Source organism: Kitasatospora sp. NPDC053308, from assembly GCF_055585785.1.
This window is the reverse complement of record NZ_JBVJJY010000002.1, coordinates 422,577-440,088: the sequence shown is the minus strand read 5'-3', so window position 1 is coordinate 440,088 and position 17,512 is coordinate 422,577. Positions and strand designations below refer to the sequence as shown.

General features: G+C 74.4%; 13 protein-coding genes. All 13 read left to right on the top strand.

From position 1 onward, the window contains the following. Positions 1-40: 40 nt before the first annotated feature. Genes ACZ6Y7_RS07215 through ACZ6Y7_RS07155 form a run of 13 tightly spaced genes read left to right on the top strand, consistent with a single transcriptional unit; the run spans position 41 to position 17,498 of the window. Positions 41-1,888 (top strand): phage tail sheath C-terminal domain-containing protein, encoded by a 1,848-nt coding sequence (locus ACZ6Y7_RS07215; protein WP_465756833.1) that lies wholly within the window; start codon positions 41-43, stop codon positions 1,886-1,888. A gap of 8 nt (positions 1,889-1,896) precedes the next feature. Continuing rightward, a complete protein-coding gene (locus ACZ6Y7_RS07210) occupies positions 1,897-2,421 on the top strand; it encodes a phage tail protein (protein WP_188297785.1) in 525 nt (174 codons plus the stop codon). A gap of 11 nt (positions 2,422-2,432) precedes the next feature. Further along, a complete protein-coding gene (locus tag ACZ6Y7_RS07205; protein ID WP_465756832.1) occupies positions 2,433-3,164 on the top strand; it encodes a T4 family baseplate hub assembly chaperone in 732 nt (243 codons plus the stop codon). After that, positions 3,157-3,855, top strand: a complete 699-nt coding sequence (locus ACZ6Y7_RS07200) for a hypothetical protein (protein ID WP_465756831.1) — start codon at positions 3,157-3,159, stop codon at positions 3,853-3,855. Before ACZ6Y7_RS07205 ends, ACZ6Y7_RS07200 begins: the two co-directional genes overlap by 8 nt. 37 nt (positions 3,856-3,892) lie before the next feature. Further along, positions 3,893-5,161: a Pvc16 family protein gene (locus ACZ6Y7_RS07195; RefSeq protein ID WP_465756830.1), complete on the top strand. Its 1,269-nt coding sequence runs from the start codon at positions 3,893-3,895 to the stop codon at positions 5,159-5,161. A gap of 21 nt (positions 5,162-5,182) precedes the next feature. Next, positions 5,183-7,261 carry an ATP-binding protein gene (locus ACZ6Y7_RS07190; RefSeq protein ID WP_465756829.1) on the top strand — a complete coding sequence of 693 codons (2,079 nt, stop codon included), beginning with the start codon at positions 5,183-5,185 and terminating at the stop codon, positions 7,259-7,261. A gap of 35 nt (positions 7,262-7,296) precedes the next feature. Then, positions 7,297-7,728 carry a hypothetical protein gene (locus ACZ6Y7_RS07185; RefSeq protein ID WP_465756828.1) on the top strand — a complete coding sequence of 144 codons (432 nt, stop codon included), beginning with the start codon at positions 7,297-7,299 and terminating at the stop codon, positions 7,726-7,728. Continuing rightward, complete coding sequence (locus ACZ6Y7_RS07180; protein WP_465756827.1) at positions 7,725-14,168, top strand: eCIS core domain-containing protein; 6,444 nt, start codon at positions 7,725-7,727, stop codon at positions 14,166-14,168. Before ACZ6Y7_RS07185 ends, ACZ6Y7_RS07180 begins: the two co-directional genes overlap by 4 nt. A gap of 34 nt (positions 14,169-14,202) precedes the next feature. Further along, positions 14,203-14,805: a hypothetical protein gene (locus tag ACZ6Y7_RS07175; RefSeq protein ID WP_465756826.1), complete on the top strand. Its 603-nt coding sequence runs from the start codon at positions 14,203-14,205 to the stop codon at positions 14,803-14,805. Further along, positions 14,802-15,449 (top strand): CIS tube protein, encoded by a 648-nt coding sequence (locus ACZ6Y7_RS07170; protein WP_465756825.1) that lies wholly within the window; start codon positions 14,802-14,804, stop codon positions 15,447-15,449. The genes ACZ6Y7_RS07175 and ACZ6Y7_RS07170 overlap by 4 nt, the downstream gene beginning before the upstream one ends. Beyond that, entirely contained in the window at positions 15,446-15,799 is a 354-nt protein-coding gene (locus ACZ6Y7_RS07165) for a LysM peptidoglycan-binding domain-containing protein (protein ID WP_465756824.1), read from the top strand. The genes ACZ6Y7_RS07170 and ACZ6Y7_RS07165 overlap by 4 nt, the downstream gene beginning before the upstream one ends. Beyond that, the gene (locus ACZ6Y7_RS07160) at positions 15,792-16,949 is read left to right on the top strand and encodes a hypothetical protein (RefSeq protein WP_465756823.1); all 1,158 of its coding nucleotides are present in this window, start codon (positions 15,792-15,794) and stop codon (positions 16,947-16,949) included. Before ACZ6Y7_RS07165 ends, ACZ6Y7_RS07160 begins: the two co-directional genes overlap by 8 nt. Positions 16,950-16,988: 39 nt before the next feature. Beyond that, entirely contained in the window at positions 16,989-17,498 is a 510-nt protein-coding gene (locus ACZ6Y7_RS07155) for a phage baseplate assembly protein V (RefSeq protein WP_465756822.1), read from the top strand. Positions 17,499-17,512: the final 14 nt, after the last annotated feature.

The following is a 17,512-nucleotide window of genomic DNA, read 5'->3' as shown; positions in this document are numbered from 1 at the left end:
TTCACCGGTCCCTTGATGCACGAAGTGAACGGAGGGGGAATTGCCGACGACACCGACCTACCCGGGCGTCTACATCGAAGAGCTTCCCAGCGGCGTCCGCACCATCACCGCGGTGAGCACCTCGGTGACCGCCTTCGTCGGGGCCACCCGGCGCGGTCCGCTCAACCAGCCGGTCACCATCACCAGTTTCGCGGACTTCGAACGCCGCTTCGGCGGACTCGCGAGTCAGAGCCCGGTGAGCTACGCCGTCCAGCAGTTCTTCCTCAACGGGGGCTCGGTCGGGATCGTGGTCCGGGTCGCGGCGGCCGGCACCGGCGCCGCCGCGGGCGTCACGCTCAACTCGACGCAGACCTCCACCGCCACCGCCGCCCTGCAGGTCACGGCCGTCGAGCCGGGGCTCTGGGGCGGCGGACTGCGGGTCGCCGTGGACTACCGGACGGCGACCCCGGCCGAGACCTTCAACCTCCAGGTCTTCGACACCTCCGGCGCCGTCCGGGAGTCCTTCACCGACCTGTCCGCGCAGGCCGCCAGCCCCCGGTTCGCCGAGACGGTCGTGAACAGCGGCTCGGGCGTCGTCCGGGTCAAGGTGCTGGCGGAGAGCCGGCCGGACCCGGTGGGCACCGTCTCCAAGCCCTTCGCCGCCACCCTGCCGGACCTCACCCACGAGATCCAGGTGAAGATCGCCGACGTCTCGCGGACCGTCACGATCTACGACCCGGCCGCGGACGGCGCCGCGCCGACCACCGTCGCCGAACTCGCCCTGCTGCTCGAACGCAAGCTGCGGGCCCTGCCCGACGCCCCGGGCAGGCGCGCCTTCGCGGGCACCCGGGTGAGTGTGTTCGGGCGGCAGCTCCAGGTCGTCGCCGGCTCCACCGACCCGGCCGACGTGGTGCGCTTCCTCGGCGAGGCCGCCAACAACCTCGGACTGGAGGGCTCGGTCAACCCGCCGGTCCTCGCCCTGGCCGGCGGCCAGGACGGCGAGCCCCCCGGCATGACGGACCTGATCGGCAGCGAGGCCGCCAAGACCGGCATCCAGGCCCTGCGCGACGTGCCGGACGTCAACCTGCTGGTGCTGCCAGAACTGGCCGGCTACGCCAGCGTGGACGACGCCGTCACGGTCGTCTCGGCCGCCCAGGCGCTCTGCGTGGAGCAGCGGATCTTCCTGATCGTGGACGCGCCGCAGGCGTGGACGACGCTGGACGCCGCGCGGGCGGGCCTGTCCGCCTTCGACTCGGTGCGCAGCGACCACGCCGCGCTCTACTTCCCGCACCTGGAGCTGGTCGACCCGCTCACCGGCCGGCTGCGCAGCTTCCCGCCGTCGGGCACCATCGCCGGCGTGATGGCGCGCACCGACGCCCAGCGGGGCGTGTGGAAGGCGCCGGCGGGGACCGAGGCCGGGCTGCCCGGGGTGCGGGCGCTGACCGTCCCGCTGACGGACCGGGAGAACGGCCTGCTGAACCCGCTGGCGGTGAACTGCCTGCGGACCTTCCCGGTGGTGGGCCCGGTGGCGTGGGGCGCGCGGACCATGGCGGGCGCCGACGCGCTCGGCTCGCAGTGGAAGTACGTGCCGGTGCGGCGCCTGGCGCTGATGCTGGAGGAGAGCCTCTACCGCGGTACCAAGTGGGTCGTGTTCGAGCCCAACGACGAGCGGTTGTGGGCGCAGATCCGGCTGAACGTGGGCGCGTTCCTGCACTCGCTGTTCCAGCAGGGCGCGTTCCAGGGCACGTCGGCGCGCTCGGCCTATTTCGTCAAGTGCGACAAGGACACCACCACGCAGGACGACGTCAATCGCGGTGTGGTGAACGTCGTGGTCGGATTCGCGCCCCTGAAACCTGCGGAATTCGTGATCGTCAAGATCGAGCAGCTCGCCGGACAGTTCGAGGTTTAAGGATCTCCATGGTCGAGTTCACCGTCAATCCGCACCGGTTCGATCCGTACAAGAACTTCAAGTTCCTGGTCGTCTGGGACGGTCGGGTCGTCGCCGGAATCAGCAAGATCAGCCCGCTCAAGCGCACCACCGAAGTGGTGAAGCACCGCAGCGGGGGTGATCCGAGCGCGCCGCGCAAGTCGCCGGGGCGCACCGACTTCGAGGCGGTGACCCTGGAGCGCGGGGTCACCCACGACCCGGAATTCGACCGCTGGGCCAACAAGGTCTGGATGGTCGGCGCGGGCCGGGGGGCGGAGGTCTCCCTGCGGGACTTCCGCAAGGACCTGGTGATCCAGGTGCTCAACGAGTCCGGCCAGGTGGCGGTCGCCCACAAGCTGTACCGGGCCTGGCCGAGTGAGTACCAGGTGCTCGGCGAACTGGACGCCAACGCCAACGCGGTGGCGATCCAGAGCCTCAAGCTGGAGGTCGAGGGCTGGGAGCGGGACGAGGAGACGCCCGAGCCCGAAGAGCCCTCGTTCCAGCAGCCGGCCTGAGCGGCCGGCCGGTGGAACTCACGGGGGAGGCCGCCCTGTTGGCCGTGTGGGAGGCCGGGCTGGCGGCCGGCCGCACCGGGCGGGCCCTGCTGCTGCACACCGCCGCCCGGCCCGGCGCCGGGGCGGAGGAGCTGCTGGCCGTCCCACTCGGCCAGCGGGACGCCGAACTGTTCGGCCTGCGCGCCGAGTTGTTCGGCGAGCGGCTCAACGTGCGGGTCGGCTGCCCCGGTTGCGCGGAGGAGCTGGAGTTCACCTTCGACGCCGGGCAGGTGGTCGGCGCCGCGCGGCCGGCGGACGGCCCGCTGCGGGTGGAGCTGGACGGCTGGCGGGTCGGATTCCGGCTGCCCACCCCCGGCGACCTGGCCGCCGCCGAACAGGCCCCCGCGGGCCGGGCCAGGGCGGTCGTGCTGGAGCGGTGCGTGCTGACCGCCGAGCACGGCGGGGAGCCGGTCGCCGCCCGGCAACTCCCCGACGCGGTCCAGCGGCGCGTGGCCCAGGCCGCCGCCGCGGCCGACCCCTGCGCGGACGTCCGGCTGAACCTCCACTGCCCCGCGTGCGGCGAACAGGCCCTCGCCGAGCTGGACATCGCCTCCTACCTCTGGGAGGAGCTGGACGACTGGGCCCGGGCGACCCTGCTCGACGTCCACCTCCTGGCCACCGCCTACGGCTGGAGCGAGGCGGAGATCCTGGCGCTCAGCCCGCTGCGGCGCCGCTACTACCTGGAGCTGTGTGCAGATGCCTGACCACTTCGACCGCCTGCTCGCCAAGGGCGGCCCGGGCGGGGACCGGGCCGGCGTACGGGTGCGCCCGCGCCTGCCGGGGCCGTTCGAACGGCTCGCCGCGCTCGCTCCGGTGCTGCCGGTCGTGGACGAGGAGTCGTTCGGGCCCGGCCGCCCGGGTGGGCGGTCCGTTCCCGTACCGCTCCCCCGGCCACCGGCGGCACCGCCCGCGCCGGCCGAGCGGGCGCCGCGGGCGGCGGACGACGGCGAGCGGCCGACCGTCGCTCCCGTCCTCCCCCTGCCCCGGACGCCGCTGCTGATCGCGCCGCCGGCCACCCCCGTCGCCGCACCGCCCGTCGAACCGGCGGTGCGGAGGGAGGCCCCCCGCCCGGCAGCCGTACCCGCGCCCGTCACCGCACCGCAGCGGACGGCCGCCCGCGAGCGGCCGACCGCGGCGCCGCCCGCACCCGCGCGGCCGGCCGTCGCGGCACGGGCCGCCGGGCGCCGGACCGCCGTGGCGACCGCCCCGGGCCAGGCGCACCCGGCCGGGGCCAGGCGCCAGCAGCGGCCGGTCGAGCGGGTGGTACGGGTCCAGATCGGGCGGGTCGAGGTCAAGGCCGCCGAACGCGCCCCGGCCGGCCCGCGCACGCCCGCCGCCGTCCGACCGGCCCCGGCCGTCGACCTCGGCAGCTACCTCAACCGGGAGACCTCATGAGCGCGTCGGCGGGGCACGTCACCGAAGGGATGGGCCGATGAGCAACCACCTGGCGATCGCCACCGTGAGCGAGGCGCTGCGGCTGCTCATCACCCGGGCGCTCTCGCCGGACATCCCGTTCGCGGTGGAGGTCAGCACCCGCAAGCCGCCGAGCGAGCCGCCCACCGACCCGACCATCACCGTCTTCCTCTACCAGGTCACGCCCAACGCCTCGCTGCGCAACCGCGACGCGCCCACCCGCGCGACCGACGGCACCGTGCTGACCCGCCCGGCCGCCGCCCTGGACCTGCACTACCTGATCAGCTGCTACGGCGAGGAGACCCAGCTGGTCGGCCAGCGGCTGCTCGGCTGCGTGATCCGCGAGCTGACCGAACAGCCGCTGCTGTCGGGCCAGTTGATCGAGGAGGCGGCCGGACAGCCGTACCTGGCGGGGACGGACCTGGCCGCCTCGCCGCAGCGGGTGCGCTTCACGCCCTCGCCGATGGACCTCGACGAGCTGTCCAAGCTGTGGATGACGCTGCTCCAGACGCCGTACGCGCTGTCCGTGGCCTACCAGGCCACCGCCGTGTTCGTGGAGGGCAAGGCCGATCCGGTGGCGGGCAAGCCGGTGCTGCGCCGTTCCGTGCGGGCCGTGCCGTCCCGCGGACCGGTCGTGGACCGAGTGCTCTCCCGGCCCGCCGGATCCCGGGGCGCCCCCGCGGAAGGGCCGGTGACCAAGGACCGGGAGCTGGTGGTGGACGGTTCCGGACTGCGCGCGGACCTGGTGGTCGCCCAGCTGGGCGAGCGCCGGGTGGCGGTCGACCCGGGCGCCGTCCGGGACGACCGCCTGGTGGTCGCCGTACCGGAGGACCTGCCGCCCGGTGTGGTCCGGGTGCAGGTGGTGCACGGGCTGGCCCTGGACGGCCGACCGGCCGCCGAGCACCTCGCCGTGGAGTCCAACGTGCAGACCTTCGCCCGGCAGCCGCGGATCGTCGCCCCGATCGGCACCGCGGAGCGCAGCGACGGACCGGCCGGCGTCTCGGCCCGGCTGGACGTCCGGCTGGACCTGCCGCTCCGGGACGACCAGCAGGTCCTGCTGCTCCTGGACGAGTTGCACCCGCCCGCCGGGCGGCCAGGGGCGAGCCACCAGTTCCGCGCACCCGCGCCGTCGGTGCCGCGCACCGATCCGTTCGAGGTCCGGGTGCCGGTCGTCGGCGTCCGCCCGACGGCGTACCTGGCCCGGCTCCAGGTGGACGGCGTGCCCAGCGAGTTGACGGTGTCCGGCGAGGGGGCCTTCACCGGCCCCGTCGTGGACCTCACGCACTGACCGCAGGAGGGGGGGTCGGAGATGAGCACGCGCCGCAGGCAGGGCCGCGACGGCTCGGCGGACGATTCGCACCGGGAGGCGCTGTCCGCCGCGGTCGCCGCCGTCCTCGACCGGGTCGACGCGCACGCGGCCGGCCGGTCGGCCGGGCCCGCCGGACCGTCGGCATCCGCCGCCCGGCGCAGCGGGCGCCGGCAGCCCGCCACCGCCCTGGACGCGCTCACCGCCTCCTTCGGCCTCACCCCGTTCGAACGCGACGTCCTGGTGCTGGCCGCCGCTCCCGCGATCGACCCCACCGCCGCCGCCCGGTGTGCCGCGGCGGGCGGCGACCCGGCGCGCGCGCACCCGACCTTCTCCCTCGCCCTCGCCGCCCTGGACCAGCCGCACTGGAGCGCGCTCACCCCGGTCGGCCCGCTGCGCCGCTTCCGGCTGGTCGAACTCGACGACGAGACGGCGCTCACCGCCTCCCGGCTGCGGATCGACGAGCGGGTGCTGCACTACCTGGTCGGCGTGCCGTACCTGGACGTGCGGCTGCACGGCCTGCTCACCCGGGTGGGACCACCCGGCGAGCTGCCCGGCCCGCACGAGCGGTGCGCCGCCGAGCTGGCACGGGCGTGGACCTCGGCCGGGCTGGACGTCCCACCGCACACCGGACTGAGCGGCGCCGACCGCCGCACCCGCTGGGAGATCGCGGCGGAGGCGGCCCACCGCGCCGGGCTCGGCCTCTACGCCGCCCACCGCGAGGACCTGCCCACCGAACCCGCCGAGCGCGAGCAGCTCGCCCGGCTGTGGCAGCGCGAGGCGATCCTGATCCCGGCCGCGCTGCTGGTGGAGAGCGGGGAGCCGGGCCGGGAGCGTCCGCACGCCCCGAACGGCGCGGAGGCCTTCCTGGCCGGCCTCGCGGTGCCGCTGGTCGTGTCCGGCGACGAGCCCTCGCCCGCCGGGGCCTCGGACCGCACCAGGCTCACCGTGCCCCCGCTCGGCCCCGAGGAGCAACTGGGGATCTGGGCCGAGGCGCTGGACGGCGCGCCGGGGGTCACCGAGGGCGGGCTGCGCGCGCTGGCCGCGCAGTTCTCGCTTCCCGGCCATGTGATCCGCTCGGCCGCGGCGACCGCCCGGCGGGCGGCCGAGGCCGAGGCCGAGGCCGACGGCACCGGCGAGGCGGGGTCGCCGGGTACGGACGAGGGGGACGGCGGGGACGGCGGGAACGGCGGGAACGGCGGGGACGGCGGGAAGGGTGCGGACGTCAGCCGACTGGCCTGGCTCGCCGGACTGGTGGAAGCCCGGATGTCCCTGGACGAGCTGGGCCGGCGGGTCGAACCGCGCGCCGGCTGGGACGACCTGGTCCTGGAGGAGCGCCAGCTCGCGACGCTGCGCGAGATCGTCGCGCACGTCCGCCGCCGCGGCACCGTCTACCAGGAATGGGGCTTCGAGTCGGTGCTGCGCCGCGGCCTCGGCGTGACCGCGCTGTTCGCCGGCGGCTCGGGCACCGGGAAGACCCTGGCGGCCGAGGTCGTCGCCGGACAGCTCGGCGTGGACCTGTTCGTCATCGACCTCTCCCAGGTCGTGAGCAAGTACATCGGGGAGACCGAGAAGAACCTCCGGCGGGTCTTCGACGCGGCCGAACGCGGAGGCGCGCTGCTGCTGTTCGACGAGGCCGACGCGCTGTTCGGCAAGCGCAGCGAGATCAAGGACAGCCATGACCGCTACGCCAACCTGGAGGTCAGCTACCTGCTGATGCGGATGGAGGCCTACCGGGGCCTCGCCGTGCTCACCACCAACATGAAGAAGGCGCTGGACCCGGCGTTCATGCGGCGGATCAGGTTCGTGGCCGACTTCCCGTTCCCAGGAGTGCCGGAGCGCGCCGAGATCTGGCGCCGGGTCATCCCCGCCCAGACTCCCAGCCAGGGGGTCGATCCGGAGCGGCTCGCCCAGCTCACCGTGGCGGGCGGCTCCATCCGCAACATCGCCCTGTCCGCCGCCTTCCTGGCCGCCGACGAGGGCTGCCCGCTGCAGATGCGGCACCTGCTGGCCGCCGCGCGCACCGAGTACCTCAAGCTGGAGCGCTCGCTGACGCCTTCGGAGGTCTCCGGATGGATCTGACCGAGGGGCCCGGAACCGCTTCCGGGCCGGGCCGCGTGACCGCGGACCGTGCGGGGTGGCGCAGCGCGGGAACGGGCAGCGCGGGCACGGGCGGTACGGGCACCGGCAGCGCGGGCACGGGCGGCACGGGCACCGGCAGCGCGGGCACCGGCGGCACGGGCACCGGCAGCGCGGGCACCGGCAGCGCCGGGCGGATCGAGGTCGAGATCGGCGAGCTGGTCCTCGACGGCTTCGCGCGGATCGACCACGACCGGCTGGCGGCGGCGTTCCGGAGCGAGCTGGCCCGCCTGGTCGCGGAACGCGGGGTACCGCTCGCGGTCGACGGCGACCGCGCGCTGGACGTGCTCGCCGGACTGCCGCCGCTGCCCGCGGACGCGTCGGCGCAGCGGCTCGGCCGGGCACTCGCACGGGCCCTGCACACCGGGCTGTCCGGCGGTGGCCGGGCCCAGGAACGGGGGCGGTCATGAGCCGGCTCAACGCGCCCGCCCGGGACTCCGGGCCGGACGCCCAGCAGGGCGCGGCCCGGCGCAAGACGCGGGCGCCGAAGGCCCGTACGCCCGAACCGAAGGAGATCGTCTCCGGCGCGGGCCAGCCGCTGGACCCGGGCGTGCGGCGGGAGCTGGAGGCGAGGCTCGGGCACGACCTCAGCCGGGTCCGGGTGCACACCGACCGGGACTCCGCCGCGCTGACCGAGCTGATCGGCGCGGACGCCGTCGCCGTCGGTCCGGACCTCTTCTTCGGCGAGGGCAAGTACCGCCCCGCCGGTGAGGACGGCCGGCGGCTGCTCACCCACGAACTGCTGCACACCGTCCAGGCCCCGAACCCGCTCGGCGCGCTGCGGGCCGGCCGCGATCTGGGCGCGGTCAGCCTGCCGCAGGACGCGATCGAACGGGAGGCGGAGCACGGCGCGCGCGAGGACCGGCCGACGGCGGCGACGCCGGGTGCCACCCCCGGCTGGCTCCGCTACGCGACCGTCGACGCCGACCGGTTCCGCACCGAGCGGCTCGACCCGGCCACCCTCGTCGACCGGCTGGCCGCCGGCATCCTGCGCTCGCTGCGCGGCGACCCGACCGACTCCTCCGGCCGGGTCCGCCTGCAACTCGCCCGCTTCGCACCGGAGTTGCAGGCCTCCGTGCTCGCCCGCCTGGCGGACCGGCTGCCCTCGTCGGACTACGCGCGGGTGCTGGAGCTGGTCGAGGCCGCCGAGCACCGCCCCGCCGACGTGGACGGCGCGCAGACACCCGAGCCGGTCACCGACGGGGCCGCCGAGGAGGCCACCGAAGAGCGCAAGCCGACGGAGGAGCTCGGGCCGACGGACGCGCGGGAACGGAACGGTCAACTCCCCCAGGGGGCACGGCCGTCAGGCGATCAGGAGCAACGCCGCAAGCGCCGCCAGGGGAACGGCGGCACAGAGGGCAAGGAAGGCAGCGAAGGCAAGGCAGGCGAGGCAGACACGGCGGACACGGCGGACAAGGACGGTGGGAACGAGGCACAGGACGGTCGGCAGCCCCAGCCCTCGGAGGGCGAGGCCGCACAGACTCCGCCGGACGAGCGGCAAGCCCCGCAGTCGGCCCCCCAGCGGGAGGCCGATCAAGCCCAGCCCCAGGCCCAGGCCCAAGCCCAGCCCGCCGCCGACGCGCAGCCGACCACCGTCGGGGAGGCGGCCGCCCCGACTCCCGGGGCGGGGCCCGAGCAGGCCGCCGCGCCGGAGGAGGGCGCCCAGCCGGCGGCGGTTCCCGGCCCCGGCTCGCCGGCCGCCGGACCGGTGAACGTCGCCACCCAGCCCTCGGCGGGCGCGAAGCCCCAGGATCCCGCCGCCGCGCCGCCACCGCAGTCGGCCCCCGTCAAGCCCGAGCGCCTGGACGCGATCGCGCAGGCCGAGGACGGTCCGCTGGCCCGGCACGGGCTGCTGGACGGTCACCCCGGTGACCGCCGAAATACCGAAACCACGGACGCGGAACGGCCGTTGGGCCTGGAGCCGGGCGCGGACGCGGACGTCCCCGACACGCCCGCCACGGACGAGGACCGGCCGGCGCAGTCGGCCGCCCCCGGGCCGGAACTCAATCCGGGGGACTTCCTGCCCTCCTCCGACCTCGACGTGTCCGCCGTCCCGACGGCCGATCAGATCACGCCGGCGGCGGACGGCGCGCCCGCCGCCGGCGCCGAGGCACCCGAGTTCCCCGAGCCGCCCGCGACCAAGGCCGACCAGGTGCAGGCCGAGCGGGAGAGCCGGCCGGAGGACGAGACGGAGCCCCCGGCGGCCCCCGAGCAGGCCCCGCCCACGGGGGCCGCCACCGAGTCGGCCGCCGCCACCGCCGAGCCCGAGGACGGTGGCGCCCGGGACCTCCAGCCGGAACAGCCGGTCGAGCAGGAGATCGGCCCTGACCCGGCCACGAACCCGACCACCGGCCCGGCCGAGAAACCGACCACCGGCCCGACCGAGAACCCGGCCGCGCCGCCGGCACCCGCTGCCGCCGCCGGGCCCGACCCGACGGAGCCGCAGCAGCCGGAGTCCCCCGCCGAGGAGGCCCGCGAGACCGGGCCCACGGCAGCCCCCGAACCGAGCGCTGCGGGCCCGGAGCACGCCGCCGGACCCGCCACCGGAGGTCCGGTCGGCGGGGAGGGCCCGGTCCGTCCCGGCACCGCCCCCGGCGCCGGCCCCGACACCGGCACCGACACCGGCACCGCGGCGGGCGCCGCCCCCGGCCCGGCCGCCGAGCAGACCGACGTCCCCGCCGGGCCGGCCGCCCAGCCCGCACCCGACGCCTCGCTGGAGTCCGGCGGCGGTGCCTGCGCGGGCTCGCAGCAGCCCACCACCGAGGCGGAGCCGGACGACACCGGCGGCAAGGACGGCGGCAAGGACGGCGGCGCGGGCGGTGGCTGCGCGGCGGGCGGCGGGGCGGGCGGCGCCGCCGGGGGCACCGCGTCCAGGCAGCGGAAGCAGGCCCCGCCGGACGTCTCCGCCCAGGACCCGCAGGGCGCCCTCGCGACGGCCGCGAGCCTGCCGCCCGACCGGATGGCCGCCACCCTCGACGGCGTGGACACCTCGGTGGACCGTACGGTCGGCGAGCGGCACGCCAGGCTGCAGGCCGCCCCGCCGGCCGTCCAGCGCCCGTCCGGTGCGCCGCGGACCCAGTCCGGCCCGCCCGAGGCCGCGCCGCCCGCCGAGGCGGTGACGGAACGGCTGGAGCGGGTCGGGCCGCAGGGCACCGACGGCGAGCAGCAGAAGGCCGAGCAGAAGAAGGTCGAGGGCCGGAACCCCGGGGACCGGATCGCCGCGCCGCACGTCGCCGACGACGCGAGCAACCAGGTCTCGCCGCAGGAGGTGCAGCAGCTGCAGGGCGCGGTCGGCGACGTGCCCACGACCGACCCGGCCCTGAACACCACCGTCGGCGCCGCGCCGACGGTCGAACTGACCGGGGAGAGCGACCCGGCCCGCACCGACCGGCAGGCGGCGAAGCTCAAGGAGAGTTCCACCAGGATCCTCGGCGTCGGCCGGGAGGACGCCGCCAAGCCGATGGGCGAGGACCGGATCTACCCGGACGTGCCGGCGGAGACCCTCACCGCCTCCGTCCCGGGCGGCGGCCGGACCGGGGGTGCCCGGGCGGGCGGCGCCGTCGACACCGAGCCGGGCATCGGCGTGGTCACCCAGCAGGAGCGCGGCCCGCAGATCCAGGCCGCGGTCGGCCAGGGGCAGAGCCGGCTGGGCTCCGAACAGGCGCGGCAGAGGCAGGGTGAGGCCGAGGCGCGCCGGCAGAACCAGGCCGAGGTCGACCAGGCGGTGGCGGACAACGCCCAGGCCCAGGCCGGCGAGCGGGGCGAGGCCGCCGAGAAGGTGAAGGCCGAGCGGGAGCAGTGGCGCACCGAGCAGGACCGGAAGGTCACCACCGCGGACCAGGACGCCGACGCGGAGCACCGGGACAAGACCGGGCAGATCGACAAGAAGCGCACCGCGGCCGACCAGGACGTCCAGGACCGTCAGCAGCAGGACAACCAGAAGATCCAGGACAAGCGCAGGGAGGCCGAGGAGAAGGCGCAGAAGGAGAAGGACCGCAAGAAGGAGGAGTCCGAGGGCTGGTGGGGCTGGGTCAAGTCCAAGGTCAAGGCCGCCTTCGACGCGCTGGTCGAGGCGGTCACCAAGGTCTTCGACTACTTCCGCGGTCTGGTCGACGACATCATCGACGGCTTCCGGACGTTCGCGAACTGGGCGATCGACCAGGCGCGGAAGTTCGCCGTCGAGCTGATCGACAAGCTCGCCGACGCGCTGATCACGCTCTGCGACGTGCTGCTGGCGGCCTTCCCCGAACTGCGGGACACGTTCCGCAAGAAGATCGAGGAGTGGCGGGACAAGGCCGTCGCCAAGGTCAACGCGTGGGCGGACAGGCTCAAGAACGCCGTCAACAAACTGCTCGACCTGCTGGCGGCCGGGCTGAACGCGCTGCTGAACGTGCTGGAGGCCGGGCTCAAGGCCGCGGTCGAGGCGGTCCGCAAGGCCGTCATGGACGCGATCGACTTCGTGCAGAAGGCGATCGCGGTCTTCGGCGAGTTCGCGGTCCTGATCGGCGACGTCGCCGCCGACCCGGGCGGATGGCTGAAGAAGCTCGGCACCGCCGCGATCGACGGCGTCCGGCACTACCTGTGGGGTGCGATCAAGAGCGCCGTCAAGCAGTGGTTCGACGAGAAGGTCGAGTCGGTGGTCGGCCTGACCTCCACCATCGTCAACGTGCTGGTCAAGGGCTGCATCTCGATGGCCCAGATCGGACGGATGGCCTGGCAGGCGATCGTCGCCTCGCTGCCCGGGATGATCGTCTCGATCGTCGTCGAGAAGCTGGTGTCGCTGATCGTGCCGGCGGCGGGCGCGATCATGGCGATCATCGAGGGCCTGGTGGCGGCGTGGAACACCATCAGCAGGATCGTCGCCGCGATCGGCAAGTTCGTGACCTTCCTCAAGGCGGTGAAGTCCGGCGCGGCCGCCTGCCTGTTCGCCGACGTGGTCGCGGCGGGCGTGGTCGCGCTGCTCGACTTCATCTCCAACTTCCTGCTCAGCAAGCTCAAGGGCGCCGGGAAGGCGGTCGGCGGCAAGCTCAAGGCGATCGCCCAGAAGATCCTCAAGGGGCTGGCCAGGGCCGGCAGGGGCGCCCGCAAGGCCGCCGGGAACGCCGTCAACAAGGCCCGCGCGGGGCTGCGCCGGGCCACCCGGGCGCTGCGCAAGCCGCCCTCCCCCGGCCGCGCCCGCCCCGCCCGGCCGGCCCGCACCGGCCCCGCCCGGCACACCGTCCGGCACGCGGAGCGCCACCCCTCGGCGACCCCCGGGCGCCCGCGCCGCGAGGTCACCCGCCCCCAGTCCACCGCACCCCGCCGCCCCGCCTCCGCCGTCGGCCGCGCTCTCAACGCCTCCCGCCAGACCGTCAAGTCCGCCCTCACCCGCGTCCGCGTCGCCGCCCGCACCCTCGGCCGCAAACTCCTCGACAGCAAGCTGGGCCGCGCCCTCACCACCGGCGCCCACAAGCTCCGCGACGCCTACCGCACCCAGCGCGACCGCCTCCGCGCCTGGCACCAGAAGCGCCAGCGGCAACGCGCCCAACGCCGCGCCCACGAGAACTCCCCGGACGCCAAGAAGCAGCGCCTGGAGCTCATCGTCGCCCGGATCCGGCCGAAGGTGGATCGCCTGCTCGGCCACGGTGTCGGGCGCCTGACGCTCCGTGGAGTCCTCCGCGGAATGCGGGCGTGGTACCGGCTGACCCGTCTGAGCGCCCGCGAGGACGGGCCGCTGACCGCGATCACCGCCGAACTCAACCCGGAGAAGGACGTCCGGGACCACATCCCCGCGGCCGAGGACCTGGTGCGGAAGAACGAACCCGCACTGATGCGCATCATGGATCAGCTCGCCGAGAAAATGATCAACGCGCCGAGCGTCGTCGCCGGGTCCGACGATCTCAACACGGCGCAACGCGCCTACCAGGAGCGCCGCAGCGCGTCGGACACGCCCAGCCTGGTGACCCGGCCGGCCCGCGCCGGTCTGGTCGAGGCTCGCGCCATCCGCGGGGGGAACCGGCCTCCGGGACACGAGCGCATCATCATGGCATCCGCCGGTGGTGTGGAGATCGGTGTCAGCGAACAGCAGGGCGTCATCAGGACCGGCGACCGGGCAGGTGAGACTCCGCCCGGGCTGACCAAGGTGCTCAGCGGTCTGGGGTCGGGGCACTACGTCAAGGAGGGGCCGGCGGCGAAGGACGCGGCGGCCGACAAGCTGGCCGAGATCGAGGACAGGATCGCCCACGGCCTTGGCAAGGAGGGCGTCAGCGTGGCCGCCCGATCGACCCAAGCCCGTCAGCGGATGCAGCGGGCCTTCTTCGACCTCGTGCAGGGCCGGGTTCCGCAGGACGAGTTCTTCCGCAGCAATCCGAAGGCCGCCGAGACGATGGCGGCGATGGCCAGGCTCATGCCGACCGTCGAGGGCGCTCGCTATCCGGCGGCCGCCATGACGAACATCGCGGCCTGGCAACTCGCGAACTTCCCCGGGGCGACCTGGCAGGACGTCGTGTCGAACACCAACACCATGGCGCCGCGCAACGCGGTGGCCGGCGCGCAGTACCTGCTGAACCCGCAGGACATCGCCGCCGATCACACGAACTCCCGGACGGGCGGTCTCACCAGACGGGGCGCTCAGCTCGAAACGGCCGTGGCGGGGATGACGACACGGTCCAAGCTCCTCATGGTCCGCGCTTTCGCCAAGGCGAAGGCCGATGTCCTGATGCTCAGCGATGAACAGCTGGTCGTGCAGTTCCCCCTGTGGGCGATGCACAACGCCGCGCGGTTCCTCGCACCCGACGGCCGAATAGCCTCGGACGAGAAGCTGCACCCCGGATGGCGGAAGTCGTCCGGCGGCCTCTGGATACCCTCGTGACCGCTCAATTCCCGACTGCCATCAAGGAGTTCCGTTGACCCTGTTCGTGCGGCTCGTGCCCAAGGACGTACTCGGTCGTGCCGAGGTCGACAGGCTCGCGGAAGAAGCCGGTTGGGACTTCCACTCGACGACCGAGAGCAGCGACGGCTCCCCCTTCCAGAAGATCTGGCTGACGCCCGACCGCGGTGCGGCCGTCTACTGGATCGAGGACCATCTCCTCCAGGTCCACTACTTCCTGATCGCGGGCCCGGACCGGGAACCGACCGTCGAATTCGTCCGCCGGCGGATCGGCGTGCACGACAACGGGACCATGACCGAGCTGTTCGACAGCACCCGGGACGGCGTGGCCCTGATGAACGCCCTGCGGAAGCTGTCCGTCCACTGTTACGGCCCGTTCGACCCGGAGATGTTCGCGCTGTTCCGCTGGGCGATGAACGATCCCGAGCCGCTCGTCCGGCGGATCGCCGTCTTCTGCGCCGGGCGCCTCGACTGGGAGGAACTCCACCCCCTGTTCATGTTCCTGCGGGACCACGACCCGGAGGAGAAGGTCCGCGGCCAGGCGCGCGCCGCCATCGCTGAGCGCGGCCGACGGGCCGCCCAGGAGAAGCAGTCCGACGGGGAAGGAGGAGACGCGTGACCGGCTACAGCGACACCCCGAGGCCCATCAGGGCCGGGCTGGTGATCGTGGATCCGCAGCGGGGGACGCCGCAGCGGGTGGTCGTGCTGCAGTTCAATCCGGACAGTCTGGAGCGGTCGTTGGCGCCGCAGACGGCGGGGGCGGAGGGGAGCGGGGACCGGACGGAGGCGTTGCGGCTGAAGGGGCCGGCGGTCGAGACCTGGAAGTTCACCGCGGAGCTGGACGCCACCGACCAGTTGGACGTGCCGTCGCCGAACGGGATCCATCCGCAGCTGGCGACGCTGGAGTTGCTGGTGCAGCCGACCAGTGCGCAGCTGAGGACCAATCAGGCGCTCGCCGCGGCGGGGACGCTGGAGATCACGCCGGTCGAGGCGCCGCTGACGCTGTTCACCTGGGGCGGCAAGCGGATCCTGCCGGTGCGGCTGACCGAACTCACCATCACCGAGGAGGCGTTCGACATCGAGCTGAACCCGATCAGGGCCGCCGTCGCGATCGGCCTGCGCGTGCTGACCGTGACCGATCTGCCGACCGGCCACCGCGGGGCCGAGCTGTACCTGGTGCACCTGGCGCAGAAGGAGCGGCTGGTCGGCGCCGCGGCCGACGGCCGGTTGGGCGTGCTGGGCCTGGGAGGGGGGCTCCGATGACCGTCGACCCCGCGTCCGGCGCGCTTCCCGCGCCCTCGCCGTACCCGCTGACCAGCCGGTACCACGGCGTCCCGGTGGCCGTGCACACGACGCCGGACGGGCGGCAGGTGCCGTACCTGCGGCGCCGGCTGCTGCCGAGCGCGGACGGGCTGACCCCGCTCGCCGAGCACACCGTGAGCGCCGGCGACCGCCTCGACCTGCTCGCGAACCGCTACCTCGGCAGCGCCGACCAGTGGTGGCGGATCGCCGACGCCAACCCGGTGGTCGATCCGCGGGAACTGACGGCGACGCCGGGCCGGCGGATCACCATCGCGCTGCCGGGTGCCGTGCCGGGGGTGGGTGGTGCCTGACCTCGCGGCCGTCACGGGGGGCGGGCTCGTCGGGTCGATCCGGCTCAGCCTGCTGATGGGGCCGCAGATCCCGGTGCCGGTGCCGCAGCCGGTGACGGACGCCCTGCTGTCGGCGCAGGTGACGGTGGCGTCCGGGCAGCGCAGCGGGTTCCAGCTGGCCTTCGACCTGTCGAAGACCGGGCTGATCAACACCGCGTTGCTGCCGGGCGGCTTCTTCGACCCGAAGATCAGGGTCGTGCTGATGGCGACCGTCACCGGCACCCCGACCGTGCTGATGGACGGGGTGATCATCCGCCAGGAGGTGGGCATCAGCAACCAGCCCGGCCAGTCCACGCTCACCGTCACCGGCGAGGACCTGACGGTGCTGATGGACCTGGAGGAGCAGGCCGGGGTGCCCTTCCCGGCGATGTCCCCGGCGGCCCGGGTCGCCGCGATCATCGGCAAGTACGGGCAGTACGGCATCCTGCCGCTGGTCGTCCCGGAGCTGGTGCCGCAGACGCCGATGCCCACCCGGCGGATCGACTTCCAGAAGGGCACCGACCTCGGGTACGTCAGCGAGCTGGCGAAGGCCAACGGCTACGTGTTCTACCTCGACCCGGGCCCGGTGCCCGGGATGAGCCGCGCCTACTGGGGGCCGGAGAACCGGCTCGGCGTCCCGCAGCCCGCGCTGAACGTCAACATGGACGCGCTGTCCAACGTCGACCAGCTGACCTTCGCCTTCGACGGCACGGCCCGCGAGGAGCCGGAGGCCCGCATCCAGCTCCCGGCGACCAAGGTGTCCTCCGTCCTGCCGGTGCCGGAGGTCAGCATCCTGCGCCCGCCGCTGGCGCTCAGGCCGGCGCCGGCGCTGAAGAAGAAGGTCATCGCCGACACCGCCAAGAAGGACACCACCCAGGCCGTCGCGGAGACCATCGCGAAGGCGATGCAGTCGGCGGACGCCGTCTCCGGCTCCGGCCGGCTCGACGTCGTCCGGTACGGGCACGTGCTGCGGCCGCGCGAGCTGGTCGGCGTGCGCGGTGCCGGGCTCACCTACGACGGCCTGTACTTCGTCAAGAGCGTCACCCACAACCTCAAGCGCGGTTCGTACACCCAGAACTTCACGCTGACCCGCGAGGGCCTGATCGCCCTCCAGCCGACCGTCGTCCCGTGACCGCCGACCGCCCGGCACCGAGCGGCAGGAGTTGCCCGCATGGCCGAACCGACCCGCTACCTCGGCAAGTTCCGGGGAACCGTGGTGAACAACGCCGACCCGCTCGGGATCGGCCGCATCCAGGCCCAGGTGCCCGACGTGCTGGGCGAGGCCGTGTCGACCTGGGCGATGCCCTGCTTCCCGGTGGCCGGTCAGGGCATGGGGCACTACGCCGTCCCGCCGGTCGGGGCGGGCGTGTGGGTGGAGTTCGAGCAGGGCGACCAGAGCTACCCGATCTGGACGGGCTGCTGGTACGGCTCCGCCTCGGAGGTCCCGGTGGAGGCGACGACCGGCCCGCCGGGGGCGCCGAACACCGTGCTGGAGACCACCGGGCGGCGGGTGATCGTACTGTCCGACGACCCGACCACGGGGATCACGCTCCGCACCCCGAGCGGGGCCTCGATCGTGATCAACGACTCCGGCATCCGGATCAGCAACGGCCAGGGCGCCGAGATCTCGCTCGTCGGTGCCACCGTTTCCATCAACCAGGACGCCCTGAGCGTGACCTGACGGGGGAGAACCAC

Coding starts and splice junctions, on each gene's coding strand:
- ACZ6Y7_RS07200 (WP_465756831.1), top strand. CDS start 3,157: ATGCCTGACCACTTCGACCGCCTGCTCGCCAAGGGCGGCCCGGGCGGG.
- ACZ6Y7_RS07195 (WP_465756830.1), top strand. CDS start 3,893: ATGAGCAACCACCTGGCGATCGCCACCGTGAGCGAGGCGCTGCGGCTG.
- ACZ6Y7_RS07210 (WP_188297785.1), top strand. CDS start 1,897: ATGGTCGAGTTCACCGTCAATCCGCACCGGTTCGATCCGTACAAGAAC.
- ACZ6Y7_RS07190 (WP_465756829.1), top strand. CDS start 5,183: ATGAGCACGCGCCGCAGGCAGGGCCGCGACGGCTCGGCGGACGATTCG.
- ACZ6Y7_RS07155 (WP_465756822.1), top strand. CDS start 16,989: ATGGCCGAACCGACCCGCTACCTCGGCAAGTTCCGGGGAACCGTGGTG.
- ACZ6Y7_RS07165 (WP_465756824.1), top strand. CDS start 15,446: ATGACCGTCGACCCCGCGTCCGGCGCGCTTCCCGCGCCCTCGCCGTAC.
- ACZ6Y7_RS07180 (WP_465756827.1), top strand. CDS start 7,725: ATGAGCCGGCTCAACGCGCCCGCCCGGGACTCCGGGCCGGACGCCCAG.